The organism is Rhodopseudomonas sp. BR0C11, from assembly GCF_010820945.1.
GTDB lineage: Bacteria > Pseudomonadota > Alphaproteobacteria > Rhizobiales > Xanthobacteraceae > Rhodopseudomonas > Rhodopseudomonas palustris_H.
Map to the genome: position 1 here is coordinate 1 of NZ_QTKI01000016.1, position 26401 is coordinate 26401.

25 protein-coding genes are annotated in these 26401 nt (G+C 64.4%); 11 read left to right on the top strand and 14 right to left on the bottom strand.

The window, feature by feature from the left end; translation table 11 throughout:
- Window positions 1-28: 28 nt before the first annotated feature.
- Genes hisH through hisB form a run of 3 tightly spaced genes read right to left on the bottom strand, consistent with a single transcriptional unit; the run spans window position 29 to window position 1818 of the window.
- Window positions 29-679, bottom strand: coding sequence for an imidazole glycerol phosphate synthase subunit HisH (hisH, locus tag DYI24_RS02950; RefSeq protein WP_164571197.1), 651 nt, complete (start codon window positions 677-679; stop codon window positions 29-31).
- Entirely contained in the window at window positions 676-1197 is a 522-nt protein-coding gene (locus DYI24_RS02955; protein ID WP_164571198.1) for a DUF2628 domain-containing protein, read from the bottom strand. Before DYI24_RS02955 ends, hisH begins: the two co-directional genes overlap by 4 nt.
- 27 nt (window positions 1198-1224) lie before the next feature.
- On the bottom strand, window positions 1225-1818 hold the full coding sequence (gene hisB, locus DYI24_RS02960; protein ID WP_164571199.1) for an imidazoleglycerol-phosphate dehydratase HisB: 594 nt from the start codon (window positions 1816-1818) through the stop codon (window positions 1225-1227).
- Between the two features lie 187 nt (window positions 1819-2005).
- Between hisB and hslV the strand changes: the two genes are divergently transcribed.
- From hslV to hslU, 3 genes are read left to right on the top strand one after another with little or no spacing between them, the layout of a single operon-like run.
- On the top strand, window positions 2006-2575 hold the full coding sequence (gene hslV, locus DYI24_RS02965) for an ATP-dependent protease subunit HslV (RefSeq protein WP_164571200.1): 570 nt from the start codon (window positions 2006-2008) through the stop codon (window positions 2573-2575).
- Entirely contained in the window at window positions 2572-3183 is a 612-nt protein-coding gene (locus DYI24_RS02970) for a DUF2585 domain-containing protein (protein ID WP_164571201.1), read from the top strand. Before hslV ends, DYI24_RS02970 begins: the two co-directional genes overlap by 4 nt.
- A 41-nt stretch (window positions 3184-3224) precedes the next feature.
- On the top strand, window positions 3225-4526 hold the full coding sequence (gene hslU / locus DYI24_RS02975) for an ATP-dependent protease ATPase subunit HslU (protein WP_164571202.1): 1302 nt from the start codon (window positions 3225-3227) through the stop codon (window positions 4524-4526).
- 333 nt (window positions 4527-4859) lie between these two features.
- On the opposite strand, the gene DYI24_RS02980 is transcribed toward hslU, so the two are convergent.
- Genes DYI24_RS02980 through DYI24_RS02990 form a run of 3 tightly spaced genes read right to left on the bottom strand, consistent with a single transcriptional unit; the run spans window position 4860 to window position 7628 of the window.
- Window positions 4860-5444 carry a Smr/MutS family protein gene (locus DYI24_RS02980; RefSeq protein WP_164571203.1) on the bottom strand — a complete coding sequence of 195 codons (585 nt, stop codon included), beginning with the start codon at window positions 5442-5444 and terminating at the stop codon, window positions 4860-4862.
- Window positions 5445-5449: 5 nt separating this feature from the next.
- Complete coding sequence (gene mltA / locus DYI24_RS02985) at window positions 5450-6943, bottom strand: murein transglycosylase A (RefSeq protein ID WP_164571204.1); 1494 nt, start codon at window positions 6941-6943, stop codon at window positions 5450-5452.
- Window positions 6921-7628, bottom strand: a complete 708-nt coding sequence (locus tag DYI24_RS02990; RefSeq protein WP_164571205.1) for a Tim44/TimA family putative adaptor protein — start codon at window positions 7626-7628, stop codon at window positions 6921-6923. The genes mltA and DYI24_RS02990 overlap by 23 nt, the downstream gene beginning before the upstream one ends.
- Window positions 7629-8092: 464 nt before the next feature.
- Here DYI24_RS02990 and secB point away from each other — a divergent pair, with 464 nt between their 5' ends.
- Complete coding sequence (gene secB, locus DYI24_RS02995; RefSeq protein WP_011155870.1) at window positions 8093-8566, top strand: protein-export chaperone SecB; 474 nt, start codon at window positions 8093-8095, stop codon at window positions 8564-8566.
- An 80-nt stretch (window positions 8567-8646) separates the two neighbouring features.
- On the opposite strand, the gene dnaQ is transcribed toward secB, so the two are convergent.
- The 4 genes from dnaQ to DYI24_RS03015 form a co-directional block, all read right to left on the bottom strand.
- Window positions 8647-9345: a DNA polymerase III subunit epsilon gene (gene dnaQ, locus DYI24_RS03000; RefSeq protein WP_164571206.1), complete on the bottom strand. Its 699-nt coding sequence runs from the start codon at window positions 9343-9345 to the stop codon at window positions 8647-8649.
- A gap of 35 nt (window positions 9346-9380) precedes the next feature.
- Window positions 9381-9980 carry a dephospho-CoA kinase gene (coaE, locus tag DYI24_RS03005; RefSeq protein ID WP_012494050.1) on the bottom strand — a complete coding sequence of 200 codons (600 nt, stop codon included), beginning with the start codon at window positions 9978-9980 and terminating at the stop codon, window positions 9381-9383.
- 96 nt (window positions 9981-10076) lie between these two features.
- Window positions 10077-10685, bottom strand: coding sequence for a Maf family protein (locus tag DYI24_RS03010; RefSeq protein ID WP_107353891.1), 609 nt, complete (start codon window positions 10683-10685; stop codon window positions 10077-10079).
- Window positions 10682-11521, bottom strand: coding sequence for a pyruvate, water dikinase regulatory protein (locus DYI24_RS03015; protein ID WP_107342542.1), 840 nt, complete (start codon window positions 11519-11521; stop codon window positions 10682-10684). The genes DYI24_RS03010 and DYI24_RS03015 overlap by 4 nt, the downstream gene beginning before the upstream one ends.
- A gap of 454 nt (window positions 11522-11975) precedes the next feature.
- Between DYI24_RS03015 and hemJ the strand changes: the two genes are divergently transcribed.
- The 7 genes from hemJ to DYI24_RS03050 all read left to right on the top strand — a co-directional run bounded on the left by hemJ (window position 11976) and on the right by DYI24_RS03050 (window position 20172).
- Window positions 11976-12416: a protoporphyrinogen oxidase HemJ gene (hemJ, locus tag DYI24_RS03020; protein ID WP_164571207.1), complete on the top strand. Its 441-nt coding sequence runs from the start codon at window positions 11976-11978 to the stop codon at window positions 12414-12416.
- 261 nt (window positions 12417-12677) lie between these two features.
- Window positions 12678-13943 carry a transcription termination factor Rho gene (rho, locus tag DYI24_RS03025; protein ID WP_011155864.1) on the top strand — a complete coding sequence of 422 codons (1266 nt, stop codon included), beginning with the start codon at window positions 12678-12680 and terminating at the stop codon, window positions 13941-13943.
- An 88-nt stretch (window positions 13944-14031) separates the two neighbouring features.
- A complete protein-coding gene (mnmE, locus tag DYI24_RS03030; RefSeq protein WP_164571208.1) occupies window positions 14032-15354 on the top strand; it encodes a tRNA uridine-5-carboxymethylaminomethyl(34) synthesis GTPase MnmE in 1323 nt (440 codons plus the stop codon).
- A 163-nt stretch (window positions 15355-15517) separates the two neighbouring features.
- Complete coding sequence (mnmG, locus tag DYI24_RS03035) at window positions 15518-17386, top strand: tRNA uridine-5-carboxymethylaminomethyl(34) synthesis enzyme MnmG (protein ID WP_164571209.1); 1869 nt, start codon at window positions 15518-15520, stop codon at window positions 17384-17386.
- Between the two features lie 169 nt (window positions 17387-17555).
- Window positions 17556-18227 (top strand): 16S rRNA (guanine(527)-N(7))-methyltransferase RsmG, encoded by a 672-nt coding sequence (gene rsmG / locus DYI24_RS03040; protein WP_164571210.1) that lies wholly within the window; start codon window positions 17556-17558, stop codon window positions 18225-18227.
- A gap of 28 nt (window positions 18228-18255) precedes the next feature.
- Window positions 18256-19110 (top strand): ParA family protein, encoded by an 855-nt coding sequence (locus tag DYI24_RS03045; protein ID WP_107342538.1) that lies wholly within the window; start codon window positions 18256-18258, stop codon window positions 19108-19110.
- A gap of 171 nt (window positions 19111-19281) precedes the next feature.
- Window positions 19282-20172 (top strand): ParB/RepB/Spo0J family partition protein, encoded by an 891-nt coding sequence (locus tag DYI24_RS03050; RefSeq protein WP_164571211.1) that lies wholly within the window; start codon window positions 19282-19284, stop codon window positions 20170-20172.
- Window positions 20173-20658: 486 nt separating this feature from the next.
- On the opposite strand, the gene holA is transcribed toward DYI24_RS03050, so the two are convergent.
- From holA to DYI24_RS03070, 4 genes are all read right to left on the bottom strand, one after another.
- The gene (gene holA, locus DYI24_RS03055) at window positions 20659-21690 is read right to left on the bottom strand and encodes a DNA polymerase III subunit delta (protein ID WP_107342535.1); all 1032 of its coding nucleotides are present in this window, start codon (window positions 21688-21690) and stop codon (window positions 20659-20661) included.
- A 56-nt stretch (window positions 21691-21746) separates the two neighbouring features.
- On the bottom strand, window positions 21747-22310 hold the full coding sequence (gene lptE, locus DYI24_RS03060; RefSeq protein ID WP_107342534.1) for an LPS assembly lipoprotein LptE: 564 nt from the start codon (window positions 22308-22310) through the stop codon (window positions 21747-21749).
- Window positions 22297-24927 (bottom strand): leucine--tRNA ligase, encoded by a 2631-nt coding sequence (gene leuS, locus DYI24_RS03065; RefSeq protein WP_164571212.1) that lies wholly within the window; start codon window positions 24925-24927, stop codon window positions 22297-22299. The genes lptE and leuS overlap by 14 nt, the downstream gene beginning before the upstream one ends.
- A gap of 206 nt (window positions 24928-25133) precedes the next feature.
- Window positions 25134-26401 (bottom strand): diguanylate cyclase domain-containing protein (locus DYI24_RS03070; RefSeq protein ID WP_164571213.1); only part of this gene is annotated, 1268 nt, incomplete at its 5' end.

A 26401-nucleotide genomic window follows, 5' to 3' on the forward strand; every position in this document is an offset into this window, starting at 1 on the left:
CTCCGGAGCTGAGGCCGCGGGATCATGCTCACGGCTTCCACTTCAAAAAGTTCGAGATCAGCGCCAGGCCGAAGCGCTGACTCTTCTCGGGGTGAAACTGAGTCCCGATCGCGGTGTCCTTGCCGACGACGGCGGTGACCGGCCCGCCGTAATCGGCGCGCGCCAGCACATCGCCCTCGTGTTCGGCGGCGAGGTGGAAGGAGTGCACGAAGTAAGCGTGCAGGCCCTTCGAACCGAGCGGCAGCCGGTCCAGCACCGGATGCTCGCGGACCTGATCGAGGGTATTCCAGCCCATATGCGGGATCTTCAGATCCTCGCGGTTGGGCGCGATCTTGACGACGTCACCGGCGATCCAGTTCAGCCCGTCGGTGGTGACGTGCTCCTTGCCGCGGGTCGCCATCAGCTGCATGCCGACGCAGATGCCGAAGAACGGCCGCGCCTTGTCGCGGACGGTCTCGGTCAGGGCCTGGACCATGCCGTCGATCGAATCCAGTCCCTTGCGGCAGTCGGCGAAGGCGCCGACGCCGGGCAGGACGACGCGGTCGGCCCGAAACACCTGGTCCGGATCACGGGTCACCAGGATCGGTTCGGGATTCTCCATGCTGCGCGCCGCACGCTCGAACGCTTTCGCGGCCGAGTGCAGATTGCCGGAGCCGTAATCGATGATCGCAACGCTCATCGCGAACCTCCAGGATTCGGGAACGAGCCGAAGATGTCGCCATGGATCGACGACGCCGGCAGCGGAATGCTGCGCGCCGGCGGCGGTGCGCCGCGATCGATCGGCAGGGTGAAGGCGATCGGCTGCGGCTGCCCGGCGACCCAGCGATCGAAGAACCGCCGCTCGGCGATCTCGCGGTCCTCGCCGACCGCAACGCCGACCGACTGCCAGCCGCGCCGCGCCAGGGTCCAGCGCCACAGGCTGCCGGCTTCGAGCCCGAGCAGGCATGCCAGCAGCAACGCGACTAAGAACCGAGTACCGCCTCCGGCATGCAGCGCCGTCAGCGCCACCGCGGAGGCGCCGATCACCACCAAATAGCCGATCGTTGCCAGCCACAGCCGGCGGTAGACCAGCCAGAACGGGCCGAACACGAACGCCCAGACATAGAACCCGTCGCGGATGAAGCGAAACTGCTCGGGTTCGGCGCGCTGCAGCTCGTCATCGTCCGCCCGCGGGGCGTGAACAGTAAACACCGGCATGGACTCGTCTCCGCCGCTCGACAACGCTTAGCCGCCGAGCTGCCCCTTGGTCGAAGGCACTTCGCCAGCCGTCTTGGGATCGATCGCGACCGCCGCACGCAGCGCGCGGGCCAATCCCTTGAAGCAGGATTCAGCAATGTGGTGGCTGTTCTCGCCATATAGGGTTTCGACGTGGAGAGTCACGCCCGCGTTGATGGCGAAGGCCTGAAACCACTCCCGAACCAGCTCGGTGTCGAATTCGCCGATCTTGTCGCGCGGGAAGTCGGCCTTGAACACCAGAAACGGCCGGCCCGAGACGTCGATCACCACCCGGGTCAGGGTCTCGTCCATCGGCATGAAGATGCTGGCATAGCGGCTGATGCCCGCCATATTGCCGAGCGCCTGCTTGACTGCCTGGCCGAGCGCGATGCCGACGTCCTCGGTGGTGTGGTGGAAGTCGACATGGAGGTCGCCCACCGCCTTGACGGTGATGTCGATCCGCGAATGCTTGGCGAGCAGATCGAGCATATGGTCGAAGAAGCCGATTCCGGTGGCGGCGTGGGCCACACCAGTGCCGTCGAGGTCGATCGTGACCTCGATGTCGGTCTCCTTGGTCTTGCGCTTGATCGTCGCCGTGCGCATGAAGCGGGCTCTCCGGTAAAAACGCCGGTCTTTTAACAGGCCGGTGACACCTTCGCTACTGCGCCGGGTGCGGAGCGGGGCCGATCTTCGTCCTATGGTGAGCGGATTGGCCGCTCCGTCGCTGGCCAGCCGGCCGATTGCATCGCCGCCCGGCCGTGCCTAGATCAGCGCTCGCGAAAGGAACTCCATGGCACTTCATAGCTCTTCGGGAGACGCCGGCCCCCCAGTCTGGCACGGCACCACCATTCTGACCGTGCGCAAGGGCGGCAAGGTCGTGATCGGCGGCGACGGCCAGGTCTCGATCGGCCAGACCGTGATCAAGGCCAACGCCAAGAAGGTCCGCAAACTCGGCAAGGGCGATGTGATCGGCGGCTTTGCCGGCGCCACCGCCGACGCCTTCACGCTGTTCGAACGGCTCGAAGCCAAGCTCGAGCAGTACCCGGGCCAGCTCACCCGCGCGGCGGTCGAACTCGCCAAGGACTGGCGTACCGACCGCTATCTGCGAAGGCTCGAAGCGATGATGATCGTCGCCGCCAAGGACGTGTCGCTGGTCCTGACCGGCACCGGCGACGTGCTCGAACCGGAAGCCGGCGTGATGGCGATCGGCTCCGGCGGCAATTATGCGCTGGCGGCCGCGCGCGCGCTGGTCGACACCGATCAGGACGCCGAGACCATCGTGCGCAAGTCGCTCGGCATCGCCGCCGACATCTGCGTCTACACCAACGGCAATGTCACGATCGAGACGCTGACTGCATGAGCTGGGCGGGCGCCGAGCGACCGGTGTCGTCCACCGCCGGCTTTCCGGTGCGCTGGGCGCTGGTCGTCGTCCTTGGTCTCTTGGCAATTCAGGCGACCGCGCTGTTTGCGATGGGACGGGTGCCGATCTGCACCTGCGGCACCGTCAAGCTGTGGCACGGCGTGGTGATGAGTTCGGAGAACTCTCAGCACCTGACCGACTGGTACACGTTCTCGCACATCATCCACGGCTTCCTGTTCTATGCCGGCACATGGCTGCTGCTGCGGCGCTGGCCATGGACGGCACGGCTGATCGTCGCGGTGCTGATCGAGGGCGCCTGGGAGCTGACCGAGAATTCGAGCTTCATCATCGAACGCTACCGCGCCGGCACGATCTCGCTCGATTACTACGGCGACAGCATCGTCAATTCGGTCGCCGACACGCTCGCGATGATTGCCGGTTTCCTGCTGGCGTGGCGGCTGCCGATCGCCGCGACCGTCGCAATCGCGATGCTGTTCGAAGTGCTGGTCGGCCTGCACATCCGCGACAATCTGACCCTCAACGTGATCATGCTGATTCATCCGTTCGATGCCATCCGGCAATGGCAGGCGGGACCTCCGATCATCTGACCCCGCTTGTTCCCTCGTCCGACCGACCTTACGTAGGCCCCATGACCGACTTTTCCCCCCGTGAAATCGTCTCCGAACTCGATCGCTTCATCGTCGGCCAGGCCGACGCCAAGCGCGCGGTCGCCATCGCGCTGCGCAACCGCTGGCGTCGGCTGCAGCTCGAAGGGGCTTTGCGCGAAGAAGTGCTGCCGAAAAACATCCTGATGATCGGCCCGACCGGCGTCGGCAAAACCGAGATCGCGCGGCGGCTTGCGAAGCTCGCCGGCGCGCCGTTCCTCAAGGTCGAGGCGACCAAGTTCACCGAGGTCGGCTATGTCGGCCGCGACGTCGAACAGATCATCCGCGATCTCGTCGAAGTCGCGATCGCGCAGGTGCGCGAGAAGAAGCGCAAGGACGTGCAGGCGCGCGCCCAGGTCGCCGCCGAAGAGCGCGTGCTCGATGCGCTGGTCGGGCCCGGTTCGGGTCCGGCGACGCGGGACTCGTTCCGCAAGAAGCTGCGCGCCGGCGAACTCAACGACAAGGAAATCGAGATCGAGACCCAGGCCGGCGCCGGCTCGCCGATGCTCGAAATCCCCGGCATGCCGGGCGCCCAGATCGGGGCGATCTCGCTCGGCGATATCTTCGGCAAGATGGGCGGCCGCACCAAGACCCGGCGGCTGACGGTGGCGGACCCGCACGAGATCCTGGTCAACGAAGAAGCCGACAAGCTGCTCGACACCGATCAGCTGGTGCAGGAAGCCATCGCGGCGGTCGAGAACAACGGCATCGTGTTCCTGGACGAGATCGACAAGATCTGCGTGCGCGACGGCCGCAGCGGCGGCGAAGTCTCGCGTGAAGGCGTGCAGCGCGATCTGTTGCCGCTGATCGAAGGCACCACGGTGTCGACCAAGCACGGCGCGGTGAAGACCGAGCACATCCTTTTCATTGCCTCTGGCGCGTTCCACATCGCCAAGCCCTCCGACCTGCTGCCCGAACTGCAGGGCCGGCTGCCGATCCGTGTCGAACTCAACGCGCTGAGCCGCGACGACATGCGCCGGATCCTGACCGAGCCGGAAGCCTCGCTGATCAAGCAGTATGTGGCGCTGATGAAGACCGAGGGCGTGACGCTGGACTTCTCCGACGACGCCATCGACGCGCTGGCCGATGTCGCGGTCGCGGTGAACTCCACCGTCGAAAACATCGGCGCGCGGCGGCTGCAGACCGTGATGGAGCGCGTGCTCGACGAGATCTCCTTCGTCGCCCCCGACCGCGGCGGCGAAACCATCCGCATCGACGCCGACTACGTCCAGAAGAACGTCGGCGATCTGGCGAAGAACACGGATCTGAGCCGGTTTATTTTGTAGTTGGCCATAAGGCACTTCGTTTGTTCACCGACCGCAGCTACGCCAACAAAAGTCATGCGCGGGCTTGACCCGCGCATCCATCTTTTTCGAAAGATGATGGATTGCCGGGTCAAGCCCGGCAATGACGAATTTTTATGTATGATGCGCTGCAAGTAATAACTGTCCTCGCCCCACCCGACCACGTCATCGCCCGGCTTGTCCGGGCGACCCAGTATTGCAGAGCGTCTGCGTCCAAGTAACAATCTCTCTGGGATACTGGATCACCCGCATGCGCGGGTGATGACGTTTGGAAACGGGGGCGCGTCGGCCGATGAACACTCCGTGCTTTGCGAACTAACCGCGCGCTCGTCTCACCCGCACGTACAACGCGCCTTCGCCGCCGTGGCCGATGTGGGCTTCGTCGAAGCCGACCACGTAGGCGCGGAATTCGGGGAGGGCAAGCCACTGCGGCACCTGGCGGCGAAGGATGCCGCGTTCGGTATCACCGCTCTTGCCCTTACCGGTGATCACCAGCACGAAGCCGAGCCCGTCATGACTGGCGCGCTGCAGGAAATACAGCAGCGCGTGATGCGCGCGCGCCTGGGTCATGCCGTGCAGATCGATCCGCGCGTCGATGTCCTTGCGGCCACGCGACAGATGCGCCCGTTCGCGGCGGCCCAGCGTGGCGAGCGGCGGCGGGGCGGTCGGGAGCGATGGTTTCGCGGCACGTTTGAGCGGTTGCGGCGGCGCCACCGGCGCCGGCTTGATCGCCGGCACGGGGGCTTTCGGATCGGCAATCTCGACCTTGATCAGCCGCGGCCGGCCGCGCAGCGGCTTGATCTGACGGGCCACGCCATCCCACAGCGCCCGCTCGTCGTCGCTCAGGCTGCGCTTGCGGCGCGACATCGGCGGGTCGAGCGGCGGAATGATGCGTTTCATCGAGATCAGCGCAGATGGCGATGGTGCCGCGAGTGGTGGGAGCGATGCCGTTGAGCCGGCGGCCGTGACGGCGCCGCAGCTGGCCGGCTATCCGGTGTCGGGACAGTCGTGGCTCCGTCTTTACCACCGGACTTCGACGGCGTCGCTGCGGGTTTGTTGGTTTTGGCAGGCGGACGCGGCTCGGGCACCGGCAGACTGCGGGCGCGCGCAACCGGATCGAGGCTCTTCGGCACCAGCATGGCGAACGCGATCGGATGCCGGATCCGCCCTGCCACCGCACCTGCCTCGGCTCCGGCACCGAAATACAGGTCGGCCCGCGCCGGGCCGACGATCGCCGAGCCGGTGTCCTGGCCGATCATCAGCCGCCGAAACGCTGTCTTCGCGGTCGGGGAATCGATCGGCAGCTCGCCCGTAATAAAGAACGGCGTGCCGTAAACATGCAGCCCCTTGTCGACGGCGATCGAGCGGCCTGGGGTGAGCGGCACACCTTGGGCGCCGATCGCTTCATCGTCATCCTTCAGCTCGACCTTGCGGAAGAACACGTACGAGCGGTTTGCCCGCCGAAGCTCCTTGGCGCCCTCGGGATTGGCGTCCATCCAATCGCGGATGCGGTGCATCGACATCTCTTCGCGCGGGATGATGCCGCGCTCGATCAGGATGCGACCAACCGGCGTGTAGGGGAAACCATTGTGGGCGTCGTAATTGATTCGAATCACCCGTCCGTCGGGCAGTTTGATCCGCGCCGACCCCTGGATCTGCGCGAACAACAGATCGGTCTGACTCTTCAGCCAGCAGATCTCCAGACCCCGGCCGTCGATCGCGCCGTCTTCGATTTCCCCGCGGTCGTAATACGGCACCAGCTTGCGCCGGCCGATCTTGCGAAACACCGGCCCGCCATTCGGCAGGGCCGCATCCTGCTTGTAGCCGCGGACGAACAGGTTCGACGGGCGGCGATACACCGGCACGGTGTAGTCGTCGGTCTTGACCGCCGAGCCTTCGATCACTGGCTCGTAATAGCCGGTGACGAAGCCGAGCGGCTCGCCGAGACGGGAGATCTGCAGCGGCACAAAATGCTGTTCGAAGAACGCGCGAGCCTCGTCCGCGGTGGTGACGTGCGCCGAGCGCGCCGCATGACACGGCTCCCACAACGAGCCGCCGAGCGGCTTGTCGATCGAGGGCGCTCTGCCCGCCGCCAGGATCGGCCGGCAACTGACGCGGAAGGTTTTCAGGGCGGCGAGCTGATCGTCGGCGTCCCAACCAGGGACGTCCGACCAGGCGACCGGCAGATATTGACCGCCCGGGATTTCCAGCGGCCACAGCGGATGCCGATACTTTGCGTGATGCTCTGCGAATTTCGAGACGGATCGGGCGCCAGAATGGTGATGCCGGCTGCGCGCGTCCGCCTCACTCGGCGCAGACAATAGCGCGGCTGCGAGAACGCAGCCGGCCAGGGCGGCGCGGCGCGCGCCGCGTGCGTCAGCTGCCGCTGCCGGTCCCAACCAGCTTCCAGTTCGGATCGCGCGAACTCGTGTCGCGGGCGAAGGTCCAGACGTCGGTGATGTCGGCGACCTTGTCGGGCGAGCCGTCGACCACCGCGCCGGTCTTGTCACGGGTCGCCGAGATCATCTGCGACACGAACTTCAGCGTCAGCATCGCGGTGCGATCGCGCAGCTCGGCACTGATCAGCTCGGCCTTCTCGATCGACACGAAGCGGGTCTCGACCTTCAGGTCGTTCTTCTCGCGATCCTTGATCGCCGCATCGAAGCTCTCATAGACCTCGCTCGACAGCAGATCCCGCAGCGAGCGGCGGTCGCCATTGGCGAACGCCATCACGATCATCTCATAGGCGCTCTTGGCGCCGGCGATGAAGTGCTGCGCGTCGAACGACGAATCGTTCTGGGCGATGGCGTTGAGGCCGTGCTCAAGTTCGGAGTCCGGCTCGGCGATGCCCTTCCAACGATCGGAGGGCGGCACCACGTCCGCGTTCGGCGCCATCGGCGCCTGGTCGATCACGGTGCCGGGCATCGAGATCACGTTGGTGTCCTGCTTGCCGGGAATCATGTCCCGCGCGGCAGCGCGATCGAACGGCGGCCGTTCGCTGCCGGTGCGCTGGCCGAGCACGTTGCGCAGACGCAGGAAGATGAACACCGCGAGCGCCAGGAAGATGATGGTGTAAATATCCACGTCGCATTCACTTTCTGATCGGGCCGGGGCCTGCCGGCGCGCTTTGGTCTCCGGCCTCGCGACGCCAACGCGGCAGAGAGCCGGTTTGCACCATGTAGGCATCAACCGCGGCGCGCCAATGGCGCGTTTTGGCACAGCCGGTGGGGTTGGCAACCCCCACACAGCGATCTTGGGAGCTGTGGCCCGGCGAGCTTACGCGCTTCGCGCCCCGCCGGAAACCGGTGAGAGGCACGAAAACCTGGACGGTGGGCGGTTAAGGAGAGGTTTCGGCGGGCCATCCCAGGGCCTCTAGGCTGTGGGCGCGGTATCCGGCACCCGCCTGCCGGGCTGCGGCCGCAGCCTCTGTCTACCTTGTGGAACGCCGGGGGCGTATGATAGCCACTCGCCAAAGCACCTGCCCATTGTTGCGACGCCCTCTGCAAGTCGGCGGCCGCCATCCAAATCCACTTCCAGGAGAACCATCGATGACCAACGGTAACGGCACGCCTCCCGAGGGTGCTCCTCCGCAACTCAATGTGCTGGCGCAGTACACCAAGGATCTGTCGTTCGAGAACCCGAACGCCCCGGCGTCGCTCGCCCCGCAGCAGCAGCAGCCGGCGATCAACATCCAGATCAACGTCGGCGCCAACAACGTCGGCGAGAACGAATATGAAGTGACGCTGTCGATCGAAGGCAAGGCCGAGTCCGGCAGCAGCGTGCTGTTCAGCTTCGAGCTGGCCTATGCGGGCGTGTTCCGCGTGCTGAACGTGCCGCAGGAGAACCTGCATCCGCTGATCATGATCGAATGCCCGCGGCTGCTGTTCCCCTTTGCCCGCGAGATCATCGCCAGCGCCGTGCGCGACGGCGGGTTCCCGCCGCTGATGCTCGACCCGGTCGATTTCATCGGCCTGTATCGCCAGAACCTCGAGCGCGCCCAGCAGCAGGGCCAGCCGAGCTGATCCGCTCGGCCGCTCACGTTCATCACTTCTGCAATGCCCGGCCGACGCGCCGGGCATTGTCGTTTCGGGAAGACAAATGGTCAGGCGCCGGCGGCCAGATAGTCTGGCCAGATCGCCTTGTCGCCCATGGTGGCGATGAAGGCGCGGTGGGCTTCGAGGTCGGCGTCGGTCAGCCGGTTCGGCAGCGGCGCGGGTCGCTGGCGGCGACGGTTCTCGCTGGCAGCTCCAACCACCTCGGCCGGCACGTCGGCCAGAATGAGCTGCGACTGCCGGGCGCCGATCAGGTCGATATAGACCTCGGCCAACAGCTCGGCGTCGAGCAATGCCCCGTGCTTGGTCCGGCGCGAATTGTCGATCGCGTAACGCGAGCACAGATCGTCGAGCCGGTTCGACACGCCCGGATGCTTACGGCGGGCGAGCAGAAGGGTGTCGACCAGGCGATCGCGCGGCACCGGCGCACGCGACAACCGCGACAGCTCCGCATTGATGAAGCCGATATCGAACGAGGCGTTGTGAATCACCAGCGGCGCATCGCCGATGAATTCGAGAAACTCGTCGGCCACATGTGCGAACAGCGGCTTGTCGGCGAGAAATTCGCTCGACAGCCCATGCACCGCAAAGGCCTCGGCCGGCATGTCCCGTTCGGGATTGAGGTATTGATGATAGGTGCGGCCGGTCGGCATCCGGTTGAAGATCTCGACGCAGCCGATTTCGACCAGCCGATCGCCGCGCAGCGGATCGAGGCCGGTGGTTTCGGTATCGAGGACGATCTCACGCATCGCTTCTGATCAGGCTGTCTTGGTCGCCGCGCGAATCAGTCGCGCCGGCGCGGCATTTTAGCAGCGGCCTCGAGGATTTCGCGGATCTGAAGCCGCACCGGGTCGAGTCCGTTGGAGGTATCCACCACGAAATCCGCGCGCTTGCGCTTCTCGGCATCGGGCATCTGGCGGGCCAGAATTGCATCGAGTTTTTCAGGGGTCATGTTGTCGCGCGCGAGAATCCGTTCGCGCTGCACCTCCGGCGAGGTCGTCACCACCACCACCGCATCGACACGCTTTTCGCCGCCGGTCTCGAACAGCAGCGGCACATCGACCACCGCGACCGGCGCGCCTGATGATTCGGCATCGTCGAGAAACTGCTGATGATGGGCGCGCAGCATCGGATGCACGATTCCTTCGAGCCGCTTCATCGCGGCCGGATCATGCACGACCTTCGCCGACAACAGCGCGCGATCGACCTTGCCGCCGACCGTGGTGCCGGGAAACGCCGCTTCGATCGCCGGCACGGCTTCGTTCTCGTAGATCTTATGCACGGTGGCGTCGGCGTCGTAGACCGGCACCCCGGCTTCGGCGAACAGCTTGGCGGTGGTCGATTTGCCCATCCCGATCGAACCGGTCAGTCCGAGCACCAGCATTCCGTCGCCTCCGTCTTTTTCTTCCCCGCGAGACATTTCAGATCCGATCCCGATCGGTCCTGCGTCTCGCTTGTTGTTTGGTTCGTCGCCCGCGCCTTAGACCGCCAGCAAGTTCTGGCTACGCAGAAAACCGAGCAACGGCAACAGCGGCAGACCCAGGATGGTGAAATGATCGCCGTGGATGCCGTCGAACAGGTGCACTCCGAGACCTTCGATCTGATAGGCGCCGACGCTGGTGGTGGCCTTGTCGCCGACCACGTCGAGATAAGCGTCGATCTCCGCCTCGGTGAGCGGCCGCATCGTCATCCGCGCGATCGACACATCGGCAAACAACGTGATGCCGTTGCGGACGATAGCGATCGCCGAGTGCAATTCATGACGGCGGCCGGCGAGTTCGCGGAGCTGCTTGGCAGCGGCGGTGCGATCAGCGGGCTTGTTGAAACCACGCGCCCCGAGCGCCAGCGTCTGATCAGCGCCCAGCACCAGGCGGCCGGGATGATGGTTGCTGACGAACGCCGCCTTCTGCTGCGCCAGCAGCGCGGCGATCTCACCGGGCGCACTGAGGCCAGATGCGTCCGCGATGCCGCGCTCATCGATGTCGGCCGGAATCGCATCGAACGGAATTCCGGCGTTGCTAAGCACCGTCTGGCGGGCGCGGCTCTGCGAAGCCAGCACCAGCGGCTGCGGCCCAAGCCACAGCGTCATTCCGGCACCTTCTGACGCTGCCGATCGGCAAGCAGTTTCATGATCGCCGCGGCAGTCTCTTCGATCGAACGGCGGGTGACGTCGAGCAGAGACCAGCCATATTTGGCGCTGAGCTTGCGCGCCAGCAGGACCTCGTCGGTCACGGCCTGGCGATCAATATAAGAGTCATTGCCCGTGCCGGCGCCGAGACTGAGAAGCCGGTTCTGCCGCACCTGGATCAAACGCTCCGGCGACGCATGCAGGCTGACCACCAGCGGCTTCTTCAGCGTCTCGAGCTGATGCGGAATCGGAATGCCGGCGACCAGCGGCACATTGGCGGTACGGATGCCGCGATTGGCCAAATAGATCGAGGTCGGCGTCTTCGAAGTGCGCGACACACCCACCAGAACCACGTCGGCTTCTTCAAGCCCTTCGACGTGCTGGCCGTCGTCGTGCATCATCGAATAGTTCAGCGCATCGATGCGCTGAAAATATTCGGCATTGAGCGTGTGCTGCGCACCGACGCGGCCCATCGTCGACGCGCCGAGATAGGCTTCGAACAGCTGCATCACCGGACCGATGATCGACAGGCTCGGGCTGTTGATCTCCTGGCACTTCGCCTCGAGCCGGGTGACCAGCTCGGTCTCCAGCAGCGTGAACAGGACGATGCCGGGCGCTTCTTCGATCTCCTGCAACACGCGATCGAGCTGCTTCTGGCTGCGCACCAGCGGATAGACATGCTCGACCGGGGTGACGTTGGCATATTGCGCCGTCACCGCACGCGACACCGTGATCAGAGTTTCGCCGGTCGAGTCCGAGACCAGATGAAGGTGAAAGTAGCTGCCGTCGGTCAGCATCGTAGCCCTGTGTAACCTGTGAACAACGGGGCGAGAATCGCACCAAAGCTGACCCCCGACCGTCGCGGTCGGGATAACCCGGCTTTTTCTTCACAGGCGTCGGGTGAGAGAAGCATTTCGGGATGGCAGTGAGGTTAGCGGGTGAATGTGGATTTGTCTCTCGGTAATGCGGCGACGATCCGGCGCAACCCTCTGATCCTGCAAGAGGCCAACGAACAGACCAGCAGTTGGGGATGGCTGTGAAAATGTGGGTCGATGCGGAAGAACTCTAGAATGCCGTTGGGTGAGTCAAATCCACGGCCACTTAGACTCAAACCTTAAGAATCTATAAATATTGATAAGAAAGCGGGCGCTTGCGGAAATCTCCGCATTCGAGCATTCGATCAACGCGCGATGCGGGTCCTGCGTTCCGGATCGTCTGGCAGCTTCGCGGCACAGCGGAATGGAAGATCGAATGATCGACTGGGTGGATGTCTATCCGTGGGTGAAGACCCTGCACGTGGTGGCGGTGATCTCCTGGATGGCCGGCATGCTGTATATGCCGCGATTGTTCGTCTACCACTGCGCCGCCGAAGTCGGATCGACCCAGTCCGAGACTTTCAAGATCATGGAACGCCGGCTGTACCGTGCGATCATGAATCCGGCCATGATGGTCGCGTGGGTCGCAGGTTTGGCGATCGCCTGGGAGCAGGGCTATTTCACCTCGGGCTGGTTTCACGCCAAGCTCGCCGCTGTGGTGCTGATGACCGTGATCCATCTGTTGCTCGGCCGCTACGTGCGCGACTTCGCCGCCGATCGGAACACCCGATCTCACAAATTCTATCGCGTTATCAATGAGATACCGACGCTCCTGATGATCGCGGCGGTGCTGTTCGTGATCGTCAAGCCGTTCTGACGGCACTGGATGACGGTACGGCGTCGATCGTCTTGCGTGGACGCAACGGATTTTCTATACTGGCATTCGTCCCACCTAAAGCAGGCGAATGTGGTTGCGATCAGGTTCCTTTCTGAACCGGCCGCCGCATCGGGTCTGAAACCTCCCGCACCTTCCTTGCTCAAGACACCGTCGACCTGAAGACCTGCGGACTCCGGTTATTTCCTCCCGCTTTTTCTTCCGCTGACGAATCCCCAGTCTCGTTTCCACAGGACCACCCCCATGCGGGAAATCAAACTTCAAGACCTGAAGGCCAAGACGCCGGCCGAACTCGTTTCGTTTTCGGAAGAGCTCGGGGTCGAGAACGCCAGCACGATGCGCAAGCAGGAGCTGATGTTCGCCTGCCTGAAACAGCTGTCGGCCAAAGAGACCGACATCATCGGCGAGGGCGTCGTCGAGGTGTTGTCCGACGGTTTCGGCTTTCTGCGATCGCCGGATGCCAATTACCTTCCCGGCCCGGACGACATCTACGTTTCGCCTTCGCAGATCCGCCGCTTCGGCCTGCGCACTGGTGACACCATCGAAGGCCACATCCGCAGCCCGAAGGAAGGCGAACGCTACTTCGCGCTGCTCAAGGTCAACTCGCTGAACTTCGAAGATCCAGAGAAGTCCAAGCACAAGGTCAATTTCGACAATCTGACGCCGCTGTTTCCGGATGAACGCTTCCGGCTCGAGATCGACGATCCCACCCGCAAGGATCTGTCGGCGCGCGTCATCGACATCGTCGCCCCGATCGGTAAGGGCCAGCGCGCGCTGATCGTCGCGCCGCCGCGCACCGGTAAAACCGTGCTGATGCAGAACATCGCGCACTCGATCACGGCGAATCACCCCGAGTGCTACCTGATCGTGCTGCTGATCGACGAGCGGCCCGAAGAAGTCACCGACATGCAGCGCTCGGTGAAGGGCGAGGTGATCTCCTCGACCTTCGACGAACCGGCAGTCCGCCACGTCCAGGTCGCCGAGATGGTGATCGAAAAGGCCAAGCGCCTGGTCGAACACGGCCGCGACGTCGTCATCCTGCTCGACTCGATCACCCGCCTCGGCCGCGCCTACAACACGGTGGTGCCGTCTTCGGGTAAGGTGCTCACCGGCGGTGTCGACGCCAACGCGCTGCAGCGGCCGAAGCGGTTCTTCGGCGCCGCGCGTAACATCGAAGAGGGTGGGTCGCTCACCATCATCGCCACCGCGCTGGTCGATACCGGCTCGCGCATGGACGAAGTGATCTTCGAAGAGTTCAAGGGCACCGGCAACTCGGAGCTGATCCTCGACCGCAAGGTCGCCGACAAGCGCACCTTCCCGGCGATCGACATCTCGCGGTCCGGCACCCGCAAGGAAGAGCTGATCACCGATCCGCAGCTGTTGAAGAAGATGTACGTGCTGCGCCGTATCCTCAACCCGATGGGGACGATGGACGCGATCGAGTTCCTGCTCGACAAGCTGCGCAACACCAAGAACAACTCCGAATTCTTCGACTCGATGAACACCTGAGCGAGTCGGATATCCGGCCATCAAGGGCGTCCCTACGGGGCGCCCTTTTTGTTTGCGTTCGGAACAGCGCCTCGGCAAGACAAGTGCCATGCATCCGAGCGACCAGACCATCTTCGCCCTTGCGACCGGACCGCTGCCGTCGGCAATCGCCATCGTGCGTGTCTCCGGATCGCGAGCGGGCGACGTGCTGACAGCGCTGACCGGATCTCTGCCGTCGCCTCGGCGCGCCGTGCGCTGTGCTCTTCGGACCCGCGATGGCGAGTTGATCGATGACGGCGTGGCGTTGTGGTTTCCGGCGCCTGCGTCCGCGACTGGCGAAGACGTCGCCGAATTGCACATCCACGGCAGCCGCGCGGTGGCGGCGGCGCTGATCAAAACCCTCTCGGCGTTCGACGGTGTGCGGCCGGCGGAGCCTGGCGAGTTCACCCGGCGGGGCTTCGAAAACGGCAAGCTCGACCTAACGGAAGCCGAAGGTCTCGATGATCTGATCCATGCAGACACCGACGCGCAGCGTCGTCAGGCGCTGCGCCAGCTCGGCGGCGTGCTCGGCGACCGGGCGCGGCGATGGCGCGACCAGATCATCGAAGCACTGGCGCTGGTCGAAGCGGGGATCGACTTTTCCGACGAGGGCGACGTTGCCGATGAGCTGATGGGGCCGGCGCGGGCGAAAATCGCGGAGCTATCCGCAGAGATCGCCGAGGTCTTGGCCGAGCAGGGCCGGGGCGAAAAGCTCCGCGACGGGATGGTGGTGGCGATCGCCGGGCCGCCGAATGTCGGCAAGTCCACTCTGATCAATCGTCTCGCCCGCCGCGAGGTGGCGATCGTGTCGCCGCATGCCGGCACGACCCGGGATGTCATCGAGGTCCAGCTCGATCTCGACGGCTATCCGGTGACGGTCATTGATACCGCAGGACTGCGAGACAGTGACGATCCGGTTGAGCAGGAGGGGGTGCGACGCGCCCGCTCGCGCGCCGCAGCGGCGGACCTGGTGTTGTGGCTGAGCACGGCCACGGATGCGTCTGATCCGGGTGTGAGCGGTCCGGAAGTCTGGCGAGTCCGGAATAAGATCGATCTAGCGGGCGGCGAGGCGGAATCCAGCCCTTCACAGCCGGCTTTCAGGATTTCGGCGGCGACGGGCGAGGGTTTTGCGGAGTTGCTGCGCCAGCTGACGCGATTTGCTGCGCAATATTTCGGGTCTGCAGAAGCCGGATTGATCACGCGGGATCGCCATCGGCTGTTGCTTGCCGAAGCTTCGGTATCGCTGGAGCGGAGTCTGGCGTCGGGACTGGCCGAAGAAATCGTCGCCGAAGAACTCCGTGCTTCCGCTCACAGTCTTGGCCGATTGCTTGGGCGGGTCGACGTCGAGGACGTCCTCGGTGAGATCTTCAGCCGGTTCTGCATCGGCAAATAGGCTCATCGGGTCGCCGATCCGTAGCGGTGGTTACGATTGGTTAACCACGATACCGGGATTTCGGCGCCACTGTTTCACGTGAAACAGTCCGGTGAGGTTTAGCCGGTATCAAGGTCGGCGGACTCGCCTTCAAAGCTCCTCGGAGCTGAGCTACAACCCCATCATGCGCACTTCTTTCGACGTCATCGTCATCGGCGGCGGCCATGCCGGCTGTGAAGCAGCGGCTGCGGCTGCCCGGATCGGCGCGGCTACCGCTCTTGTCACCCATCGGTTTGCCACCGTGGGCGCGATGTCCTGCAATCCGGCGATCGGAGGACTGGGCAAAGGCCATCTGGTCCGCGAAGTGGATGCACTGGACGGCTTGATGGGCCGGGTCGCCGACGCTGGCGGCATTCAATTTCGGATGCTGAACCGCCGTAAAGGCCCCGCTGTTCGTGGTCCCCGCGCCCAAGCCGATCGCAAGCTGTATGCGGCCGCGATGCAGACCGCGATCCAGGCCATTCCGAACTTGTCGGTCATCGAAGGGGAGGCCGACGCACTGCTCTGGCAGGATGGCCGCGTGACCGGCATTCGGCTGGGCGACGGCCGGGAGTTTGCCGCGGCGGCGGTCGTGATCACCACCGGGACCTTCCTCCGGGGCCTCATTCACCTCGGCGAGCAAAGCTGGCCGGCAGGCCGGATCGACGAAGCCCCGGCGATGGGGCTGTCAGGATCGTTCGAAGCGCTCGGATTTCAGCTCGGCCGGCTCAAAACCGGCACTCCGCCACGTCTGGATGGCCGGACCATCGACTGGAGCGCTGTCGAAATGCAGCCCGGTGATGATCCGCCGGAGCCGTTTTCGGTGCTGACGCCCGCGATCACCACGCCGCAGATCGAATGCGGCATCACCCGGACCACGACAGCCACCCACGAGGTGATCCGGACCAATGTGCATCGCTCGCCGATGTATTCCGGGCAGATTCAGTCCACCGGACCGCGCTACTGCCCGTCGATCGAGGACAAGATCGTCAAATTCGGCGACCGCGACGGCCACCAGATCTTCCTTGAGCCCGAAGGTCTCGACGATCCGACGGTCTATCCCAACGGGATTTCGACCTCGCTGCCCGAAGACGTGCAGCGTGCGATCCTGAAGACGATTCCTGGCCTGGAGCGGACCGAGATGTTCCGCCCGGGCTACGCGATCGAATACGACCATGTCGATCCGCGAGAACTGGAACCGACGCTGCAGACCAAGCGACTGCGCGGGCTGTTTCTGGCCGGGCAGATCAACGGCACCACCGGATATGAAGAGGCCGCGGCCCAGGGCTTGGTTGCGGGTCTCAACGCCGGATTGTCTGCCGGAGGCGGCGACTTGGCGGTTTTCGATCGGGCCGACGGTTATCTCGGCGTGATGATCGACGATCTGGTGACCCGCGGCATAACCGAGCCGTACCGGATGTTCACCTCACGGGCCGAATATCGTCTGACTCTTCGGGCCGACAATGCGGACCAGCGCCTCACCGACAAAGGACTGGCGATCGGCTGCGTCGGCACGGAGCGGGCGGCCTTCCATCAGGACAAAATGGCGGCACTCTCTGAGGCGAAAGCGCTCGCCCAGTCGCTATCGATCACCCCGAACGAAGCCGCCAAGCATGGACTGGCGCTGAACCGGGATGGACAGAGACGATCGGCGTTCGATCTGTTGTCGTATCCGGAGATCGAGTGGTCTCAGGTCTGCGCGATCTGGCCGGAGCTCGGCAAGGTCGATCCGACAATCGCGGTGCATGTTGAGATCGACGCCAAATATCATGTCTATCTGGAGCGGCAGACCGCGGACGTCGAGGCGTTTCGTCGGGATGAGAGTCTGCGGCTTACCGAGGTCGATTACGCAGCGGTCCCGGGTCTGTCGAACGAGGCTCGCACGCGGCTGGAACGGCATCGACCCCACACCGTCGGGCAGGCGGGTCGGCTTGACGGGATCACGCCGGCGGCCCTCGGAATCCTGGCCGCCTATCTACGGCGTGAACAACGAAAGCGGAAATCGACGGGGTAGTTACTGACCAGTGTTTCACGTGAAATACGCCGTCTTCGAGTTCCGCCGTGTTTCACGTGAAACTTTAGCCGTCAATTGCAGATCGGTGCCGTATTCGATGGCCGGAATCGGTTTGCAAGAATATAATCAAAACGGGCCCGCAGCGGCCGTCTCCCCGCAGTGAAGTTCCATGCAGCGCGCTGCCAAACCTCTGGTTTCTCTCTCTGATCTTGACGCCGACAAAGCGGCGGCGCTGAAGCTCGTCCCGATCTCATTGGCGCTCGAAGCGCGGCTCGATGCTTATGTCGCCTTGCTGCAGCAATGGCAGGCTAAGACTAATCTGGTCGCTCCATCGACCCTGCCCCAGCTTTGGACCCGCCACGTCGCGGATTCGCTGCAGCTCATCAGCCTCATGCCGCAGGCCCGGCGATGGCTCGACTTTGGATCTGGAGGCGGGTTTCCCGGGGTGGTGCTGGCTTGCGCAATGGCGGACGTCGGTGGGCACGTCACATTGGTGGAGAGGATCGCCAAGAAGGCGGCGTTCCTGCGCGAGGCGCTGCGTGTGGCGGGCGCGCCGGGCACAGTGATGCTCGCGGACATCGGGGATAACGTGGATAGATTCCCACAGGCGCTCGATTGCATCACCGCCCGTGCGGTCGCTCCGCTACACCAGCTCATCGGTTTTGCCGAACCTCTGATGACCTCCGGAACCACGAAGGCGTTGTTTCTGAAGGGTCAAGATGTAGATGCAGAATTGACGGAAGCTACTAAATATTGGAAATTCCAGCCTAAGCTGCATGCCAGCGTGACCGGTGGCCAAGGCTGGATCGTCGAAATCGACCACATCGAACGACGCACATAACCGCCACCAACCAGCCGAAGAACCTGCCATGACCGTAATTGACGAGATTTATCAAGGGGATAGGGCGAATTCAGAGCCCGGGCGTCCACGCATCATCGCGCTCGCCAACCAGAAGGGCGGGGTCGGCAAGACCACCACCGCGATCAATCTCGGCACGGCGCTGGCCGCGATCGGCGAACGCGTGCTGATCGTCGATCTCGATCCACAGGGCAATGCCTCGACCGGGCTCGGCATCGATCGCCGCGATCGCAACACCTCGACCTACGATGTGCTGGCCGGCGAAGCGCCGCTGCGCGACGCGGTGGTCGCGACCGCGGTGCCGCGGCTGCACATTGCGGCTTCGACGATGGATCTGTCCGGCCTCGAGCTCGAGCTCGGTCATCGCGGCGACCGCGCGTTCCGATTGCGCGACGCCATCGGCGTGCTCAACAAGGATATCGATCCGCCGCTCGACTACACCTACGTGCTGATCGACTGCCCGCCGTCGCTGAACCTGCTGACTGTGAATGCGATGGCGGCTGCGGATGCGATCCTGGTGCCGCTGCAGTGCGAGTTCTTCGCCCTCGAAGGTCTGTCGCAATTGCTGCAGACGGTCGAGCAGGTCCGCGCCAACCTCAATCCGAACCTGACGATCCACGGCATTGTGCTGACGATGTTCGACAGCCGCAACAATCTGTCGAGCCAGGTCGTCGCCGACGTGCGCCAGTTCATGGGCAAGAAAGTCTACGACACCATGATCCCGCGTAACGTGCGGATCTCGGAAGCGCCGAGCTACGGCAAGCCGGTGCTGGTTTACGATCTGAAATGCGTCGGCAGCGAAGCCTATCTGAAGCTCGCCACCGAAGTGATTCAGCGCGAGCGCGAACTCCGCACCACGCATTGAGGTGCGCGGCCGGCGGCGCCGACTAGGCCTCGTCATTGCGGGCGAAGCAACGCGATCCAGAGCTGGGCAGGGCGCCGGCTTGCTTGCGATGCCGCTTCTCAGTGACGATGCGAACTAACAACTTTCATTTCATCAGTGCGGAGTAGCGACGTGAATCCAAGGGAGCTGGCGATGGCCGATGAGCACCGTTCGCGACTGGGGCGCGGCTTGGCGAGTCTGATCGGCGATGTCGGCGGCGAGGCCACGCAGGCCGAACGGCCGCGGGCGCAGCGCAAGGTGCCGATCGAATTCATCAAGGCCAATCCGCGCAACCCGCGCCGCACCTTCACCGATGCCGAGCTTGGTGAACTGTCCGACTCGATCAAGCAGCACGGCGTGATCCAGCCGATCGTGGTCCGCCCGGTGAAGGGCTCCGCCGATCGCTACGAGATCATCGCCGGCGAACGGCGCTGGCGCGCGGCGCAGCGCGCCGGTCTGCACGAAGTGCCGATCGTTCCGGTCGACGTGTCGGATGCGCTGGCGCTCGAAATTGCCATTGTCGAAAACGTTCAGCGCGAAGATCTCAATCCGCTCGAAGAGGCGCTCGGCTATCAGGCGCTGGCGGCCGAGTTCAATCGCAGCCAGGAAGAGATCGCCAAGATCGTCGGCAAGAGCCGCAGCCATGTCGCCAACATGATGCGGCTGATCAAGCTGCCCGACGACGTCAAGTCGCTGATCGCGTCGGGTGAACTCACCGCCGGCCATGCGCGTGCGCTGATTGGTCTGCCGGACCCGTCGGCGATCGCCAAGCGGATCGTCGCCGAAGGTCTCAATGTCCGTCAGACCGAAGCTCTGGCGCATGAAGAAGGCGTGCCGGAGCGAAAGCCGCAGAAGCCGCGTGCCGCCTCGGGTGCCAAGGCGGTGAAGGACGCCGACACCGTGGCGCTGGAAAAACGCCTGAGCGACGCGCTAGGCATGAAGGTGACGATCGACGACCACGAAGGCACCGGCGCGGTTCAGATCCGCTACGCCGATCTCGATCAGCTCGATGACATCATCCGCCGGCTCGAAGCGGGCGGTTAGTTCGCGTTTGTTCTTGGTCGCCTGAGGCGACGATCTCTCGTTGTCATTCCGGGGCGCGCAGCTACGCTGCGCGAGCCCGGAATCCATACTCACAAACTTCTCGTGAAGACATGGCGAGGCTGGTCCCCGAGCCGAGGGCGCAGTGGTTATGGATTCCGGGCTCGCGCTCCGCGCGCCCCGGAATGACGAACGAGAAGGTAGTTGTGCCGAAAGGTGCGCGTGACCGGCGCTACGCTAGAGCATTTCTGATTTCGACGGAATCAGGACCGCACTTCCTAGCGGTCGCAGCTTGCAGAACCTCATGGTGAGGAGGCGCGAAGCGCCGTCTCGAACCATATGCCGCAAGCCCTGCGGCTCCTCATCCTTCGAGACGCCCGGCTTTGCCGGGCTCCTCAGGATGAGGACTCTAGTGCGCTTGGAAAGGCCAAGTTCGCTTCAATCAATCGATGAAGCGCTCTAAATCCCCCGCGGATCGCAACAACGAGACTAACTCCGCCGCCGCGCACTGACCGCGATCGACAGCAGCGTGCGCTGTGCGATTGCGGCGCCGAGCGTGGCTTGGCGACGGGTTTCGAGCGCGGCGCTGGCGAGCTGCTCGATGATTTGCCCGAGGCGGGTCGTTGAGAGATTGCGGAGCGCCGTCTCGGCTGCGGCCTTGCGCGAGAAATGCAGCCGCGGAAATCCGGAATCGAGAACCACGGCGGCTGGCGTGCCGCCTTCGACCACGAGGCTGGTCTTGTGCAGAAACGCCGCGTGGCGCTGCGCCGCGAGGATGATCTGACCCGGATAAGTGCCGGCCACCATCGCCTTGGCGAATTCAGTCTCAACCACGATGGGCTTGCCCGAGAACGCCGCGTCGACGATCGCGTCGAGCTTGAGATCGGATGCGTCCGATACGCAGGTGATCACGTCGTCGAGCGTGACCTCGCCCTTGCCGTGCGCGTACAGCGCCAGCTTCCGCAGTTCATTACGTGAGGCCTGGCGATCGCCACCGAGCAGCGTCGTCAGCACCGCCTTTGCATCCTTGGCGATCTGTAGATTCGAGCCGCGCAGCTCGTCGTCGATCAGCCGGGCGATGTCGGCTTCCGCATCCGGATAACAGCCGATCGCGACCGCGCCAGTCGTCGCCTTTTCGCAGGCCTTGCGCAGCGCATTGTCCGGCTTGATGTCGCCGGCTTCGATGACGACCCGGCATTCTTTCGGCGGCGAGGAGATCAGCGCTTCGACGCCGGCGACGAAGCTGCGCGACCCGGCGCGAACGCGGATCGCGCGGCGTCCGCCGAACATTGGAATGGCGAGGGCTTCGTCGACCAGCCGCGACGGCTCTGCGGCGAGCTCGTCGCCGTCGAGCCGAACCAATGCGAATGGATCTTTGGGATCGTCGAGTGAGGCCGCGATCAGCGCATCTGCGCGTTCGCGCACGAGGCCAGCATCCGGGCCGTAAAGCAGTACGATCGGCCGGCCCGGGTCAGGCCGGGCCAGAAACGAAGTGGCGTCTTTGCCGCGTAGCGCAACCATCACTCAGCGCCAGAGCCGAATGTGAACCAACACCGCGTGCTCGGCGGAATCGCGGATCACATCCCGGCGTAGAAGAACGAGGCGAGCCGAGTGTTGATGTTCTCGGCAATCTCCTGCACGGCGCGATCTTCCGCGTCGCGGCCTGCGCGGGTGCGGGCGAAGCGCTGCGACTGGCCGGGCACGTCGTATTCAACGCGCGAGAAGGTGTTGCCGCTCATCACCGTTTTGCCAGTGGCGATGTCCTTGAGCTGATAGCTGGCATCGATCGCGTAGTTTTCGATCGTCGGCAGCTGCGTGCTGGGATCGACGATCAGCGACGACCGCGAGGTCGAGATCGAAATCTTCAGCGTGTACAGCGGCGGCGCGCCGGTGGCGCTGCCGTACAGCTTGAACATCAGCTTATTACGCAGCTCGACGCCGAGGCGGGAGTTGCGCGACCCGTTCGGAATATCGAGCGGCGGGACTTCGATGGCATTCAGCTTATCGCGCAGCGTCGGCGAACCGTCGCCGCGATCGGCGTACATCGGTTGGAAGCAGCCGGCGACCGGGGCGGCCAGCGCAACCGCCAGCGCCAACCGGACGACGAACTTCTTGAGCTCCGCGGGCTTAGCCGACGACATTCACGATCCTCTGCGGGACGACGATCACCTTGCGAACGGGCTTGTCACCCAGGGCCTGTTTTACCGCATCGAGCGCCAAAACGGCAGCCTCAATTTCGCTGGTCGGAGCGTCGCGCGGTACCGTCACCTCGCCGCGCTTCTTGCCGTTGACCTGAACCGGCAGGGTGATGCTGTCCTCGACCAAGAGATCCGGTTCGATCTGCGGCCACAGCGCCTCGGAGACCAGGCCGGTCTGGCCGAGCACTGTCCAGCATTCCTCGGCGAGGTGCGGCATCATCGGGTGGAAAAGCTGCACCAGGATCACGGTCGATTCGCGGATCGCCCAGGCGAGATCGGGCGAGGGCGTCTGCGAACGGGCCAGCACATCACCGAGGGTATTCGAGAACTCTCGGATATGCGCCAGGCTGACGTTGAAGGCGAGCCGCTCGATGCCGGACAGCACCTTGTCGAGTGCACCATGTGCGGCCTTGCGCAAGGTGAGTGCATCGGCACTGAAGCTCGCCGGCCGTTCGGCCGGAGCCGACGCGGCGATCGGGGCCGCATCGTTTACCATCCGCCATAGCCGCTGCACGAAGCGCGACGCACCCTTGACGCCTTCCTCGCTCCAGATCACGTCGCGGTCCGGCGGCGAGTCAGACAGCATGAACCAGCGCGCGGTGTCGGCGCCGTAGGTCCCGATGATGTCGTCGGGATCGACGGTGTTGCGCTTGGACTTCGACATCTTCTCGATCGGCCCGATCTCGACCGGGCTGCCGCCGTCGATCAACGTGGCGCGGCGCTGATCGCCATCGACCACGATAGACACTTCGGCGGGCGAGGCGAAGTGGCCGTCGACCTTCCGATAGGTCTCGTGCACCACCATGCCCTGCGTGAACAGGCCGGCGAACGGCTCGTCATGCTTGATGTCGATATGACCCGCCGCCTTCATCGCCCGGGTAAAGAACCGGCTGTACAGCAGATGCAGGATCGCGTGCTCGACGCCGCCGATGTACTGATCGACCGGCATCATCCGGTTGACGACGTCCGGCGTGGTCGGCGCCTCGGTGTTCCACGGATCGGTGAAGCGCGCGAAGTACCAGGACGAATCCACGAAGGTGTCCATGGTGTCGGTCTCGCGCACGGCCTTGCCGCCGCACTTCGGACAGGTGACGTGCTTCCAGGTCGGGTGATGGTCGAGCGCATTGCCCGGCTTGTCGAACGACACGTCCTCCGGCAGCACCACCGGCAGCTCCGCGTCCGGCACCGGCACCACGTCGCAGGTCGGGCAGTGGATGATCGGGATCGGACAACCCCAATAGCGCTGACGTGAGATACCCCAGTCGCGCAGGCGGAAGTTGACCTTGCGTTCGCCGACCGGTGCGCCGCCGAGCTGCGTGGTCTCGAGCCGCTTGGCAACTTCTTCCTTCGCCTCGGCGATCGTCTTGCCGTCGAGGAAGCGGGAGTTGATCATCCGGCCGTCGCCGTCATAGGCGGTGTCGGTGATGACGAAGCTCGCCGGGTCCTGGCCTTCGGGGCAGACCACCGGCGTATTGCCGAGCTGGTACTTGTTGACGAAGTCGAGGTCGCGCTGGTCGTGCGCCGGGCAGCCGAAGATGGCGCCGGTGCCGTATTCCATCAGCACGAAGTTGGCGACATAGACCGGCAGCTTCCAGGTCGGGTCGAACGGATGCACGGCGCGGATGCCGGTGTCGATGCCCTGTTTCTCGGCGGTGTCGATCTCGGCCTGCGCGGTGCCGCGCTTCTTGCAGTCCTCGATGAACGCAGCGACCTTCGGGTCCTTCGCCGCGGCGGCTTGCGCCAGCGGGTGATCGGCCGCGATCGCCATGAACTTGGCGCCGAATAGCGTGTCCGGGCGGGTGGTGAAGATCTTCAGTTCGGTCTCGCCGGCCGGCGTCGTCGCGCTATCGAGCGCAAACCGCACCATCAGGCCCTCGGAGCGGCCGATCCAGTTGCGCTGCATCAGCCGCACCTTGTCGGGCCAGCGATCCAGCGTATCCAGCGCGTCGAGCAGCTCCTGGGCGTATTTGGTGATCTTGAACACCCACTGGTTCATCTCGCGCAGCTCGACCACCGCGCCCGAGCGCCAGCCGCGGCCGTCGATCACCTGCTCGTTGGCCAGCACGGTCATGTCGACCGGGTCCCAGTTCAGCTTGCGCTTCTCGCGCTCGACCAGCCCGACCTTCAGGAAGTCGAGGAACATCTTCTGCTGGTGCTTGTAGTAGGACGGATCGCAGGTCGCGAATTCACGCGCCCAGTCCAGCGACAGCCCCATGGTCTGGAGCTGCTTCTTCATCGCCGCGATGTTGTCGTAGGTCCAAGCCTTCGGGGCGACCTTGCGTTCGATCGCGGCGTTCTCGGCCGGCAGACCGAATGCGTCCCACCCCATCGGGTGCAGCACGTTGTAGCCGCGCGCCCGCATCGTCCGCGCCACCACGTCGCCCATGGTGTAGTTGCGGACATGTCCCATGTGGATCCGCCCCGACGGATACGGGAACATCTCCAGTACGTAATACTTCTTGCGCAGGTCGTCGTTGCGGGTGGCGAAGATCTTCGCCTCGTCCCATTTCGCCTGCCACTTCGGCTCGGATTCGCGGGCGTTGTATCGTTCGTTGCTCATGAGATCAGGATTCGAAAGATCAAAAGACGGCCGGCCGGTTCGAGCGCGGATCAGGGCGGAAAAACGGGGCGCGGCCGAGGTCGCCAACCGGTGCGGGGGCTCGGGTCAAATCGCGCGCGAAGCGCGCGGACTAGGCCATGAAACATGGTGTCGGGTCAATGGGATGGCGCAAGCTCGGCGGCTCGCCGGGCGGCCCTTGGGCGGCCTTAGCTCGCCATGGCCACCGGGCCGTCGCTGGCTCGGATGAAGCCGTGCTCGACCACGTTGTTGCGGCCGCGATGTTTGGCCGCGTACAGCGCCGCGTCGGCCGCTTCGATCAACTCGGCAGGTGTGGCGTGTTCGCTCGGCAGCGTACAGGCGACGCCGATGCTGACGGTCACGCGTTCGAACGCGCTGGTCCGATGCGGCAGATCGAGCTGTTCGACGGCGGTGCGGACCAGCTCGCCGACCTGCAGGGCGCGGCCCATGCCGGTTTCCGGCAGCAGCAGGCAGAACTCCTCGCCGCCGTAACGCGCCGCGAACCCGCTGGTCTGGTCGGCCACCGCCGCCAGCGTCTCGCCGATCCGGCTGAGGCAGGCGTCGCCTTCGGGATGGCCATAGGAATCGTTGAACAGCTTGAAATGGTCGACGTCGATCATCATCAGCGCCAGGCGATGCCCGGTTTGCTGGCCCTTCATCCACTCGAAATCGAGCCGACTCTGCAGGCCGCGGCGGTTGGCGAGGCCGGACAGCAGATCCATCGAGGCCATCACGGTTAGGCGGCTGTTGCTGGCGACAAGCTCGCGTTCGCGCTGGCCGAGCTGCGCCGCCATGGCGTTAAATGCCCGTGCCAGCGGCACAAATTCGGACGGAAGGCGCTTGCGCGCGACCCGGGCCGACCAGTTGCCTTCGGCGAATTTCTTGGCGACCCCGGTCAGCACCGAGATCGGCTGCACGATCAGTCGTTCGGCCGCGATCAGCGCGCCGAGCAGCACGAACAGGCAGACCAGCGCCAGCTGCAGATAGGCGGTGCGGATGTCGCGATTGATGCCGGCCGAGACCTTGTTCTCATCGACGGTCACCACCAGCCGCGCGCTGGTGCCGGGAATCCGGCTCACGGTCATCAGCCGCCCTGCATCGTCGTGCATGGTGATGCTGCCGCGCCCTTGCGGGGTTTCGGCCATTGCCGGCAGCAACGACAGACGGTCGAGCTTCTTGCCGATCAGGCTGCGCTCGTCCGGCGGCGCCGCCAGCACGGTGCCTTCGCCGTCGATTAGGGCGGCGTTGACGCCGACCCGGCCGGCCAGGCTGCTCATCATGTCGGACAGCCAGTCCAGATTCATGCCGGCGACGATCACTGCCTCTTCGCCGGTATCGATCGCCGACACCGGGTAGGCGGCCAGGATCGTACCCTTCTGGGTCTGCCGGCCCACCAGGAAGTCGCTGACGACGAAATCGTGTGTTTCCAGCGCTTTACGGAAATAGGGGCGGTCGC

Coding starts and splice junctions, on each gene's coding strand:
- coaE (WP_012494050.1), bottom strand. CDS start 9,980: ATGCTGGTGCTCGGACTGACCGGTTCGATCGGGATGGGCAAATCGACC.
- rsmG (WP_164571210.1), top strand. CDS start 17,556: ATGCAGCGCGCTGCCAAACCTCTGGTTTCTCTCTCTGATCTTGACGCC.
- DYI24_RS03015 (WP_107342542.1), bottom strand. CDS start 11,521: ATGCTGACCGACGGCAGCTACTTTCACCTTCATCTGGTCTCGGACTCG.
- DYI24_RS02955 (WP_164571198.1), bottom strand. CDS start 1,197: ATGCCGGTGTTTACTGTTCACGCCCCGCGGGCGGACGATGACGAGCTG.
- DYI24_RS02970 (WP_164571201.1), top strand. CDS start 2,572: ATGAGCTGGGCGGGCGCCGAGCGACCGGTGTCGTCCACCGCCGGCTTT.
- DYI24_RS03010 (WP_107353891.1), bottom strand. CDS start 10,685: ATGACGCTGTGGCTTGGGCCGCAGCCGCTGGTGCTGGCTTCGCAGAGC.
- lptE (WP_107342534.1), bottom strand. CDS start 22,310: ATGTCGTCGGCTAAGCCCGCGGAGCTCAAGAAGTTCGTCGTCCGGTTG.
- DYI24_RS03045 (WP_107342538.1), top strand. CDS start 18,256: ATGACCGTAATTGACGAGATTTATCAAGGGGATAGGGCGAATTCAGAG.
- secB (WP_011155870.1), top strand. CDS start 8,093: ATGACCAACGGTAACGGCACGCCTCCCGAGGGTGCTCCTCCGCAACTC.
- DYI24_RS02980 (WP_164571203.1), bottom strand. CDS start 5,444: ATGAAACGCATCATTCCGCCGCTCGACCCGCCGATGTCGCGCCGCAAG.
- hisH (WP_164571197.1), bottom strand. CDS start 679: ATGAGCGTTGCGATCATCGATTACGGCTCCGGCAATCTGCACTCGGCC.
- mnmE (WP_164571208.1), top strand. CDS start 14,032: ATGCATCCGAGCGACCAGACCATCTTCGCCCTTGCGACCGGACCGCTG.
- DYI24_RS03050 (WP_164571211.1), top strand. CDS start 19,282: ATGGCCGATGAGCACCGTTCGCGACTGGGGCGCGGCTTGGCGAGTCTG.
- hslU (WP_164571202.1), top strand. CDS start 3,225: ATGACCGACTTTTCCCCCCGTGAAATCGTCTCCGAACTCGATCGCTTC.
- rho (WP_011155864.1), top strand. CDS start 12,678: ATGCGGGAAATCAAACTTCAAGACCTGAAGGCCAAGACGCCGGCCGAA.
- hemJ (WP_164571207.1), top strand. CDS start 11,976: ATGATCGACTGGGTGGATGTCTATCCGTGGGTGAAGACCCTGCACGTG.
- dnaQ (WP_164571206.1), bottom strand. CDS start 9,345: ATGCGTGAGATCGTCCTCGATACCGAAACCACCGGCCTCGATCCGCTG.
- holA (WP_107342535.1), bottom strand. CDS start 21,690: ATGGTTGCGCTACGCGGCAAAGACGCCACTTCGTTTCTGGCCCGGCCT.
- mnmG (WP_164571209.1), top strand. CDS start 15,518: ATGCGCACTTCTTTCGACGTCATCGTCATCGGCGGCGGCCATGCCGGC.
- hslV (WP_164571200.1), top strand. CDS start 2,006: ATGGCACTTCATAGCTCTTCGGGAGACGCCGGCCCCCCAGTCTGGCAC.
- leuS (WP_164571212.1), bottom strand. CDS start 24,927: ATGAGCAACGAACGATACAACGCCCGCGAATCCGAGCCGAAGTGGCAG.
- hisB (WP_164571199.1), bottom strand. CDS start 1,818: ATGCGCACGGCGACGATCAAGCGCAAGACCAAGGAGACCGACATCGAG.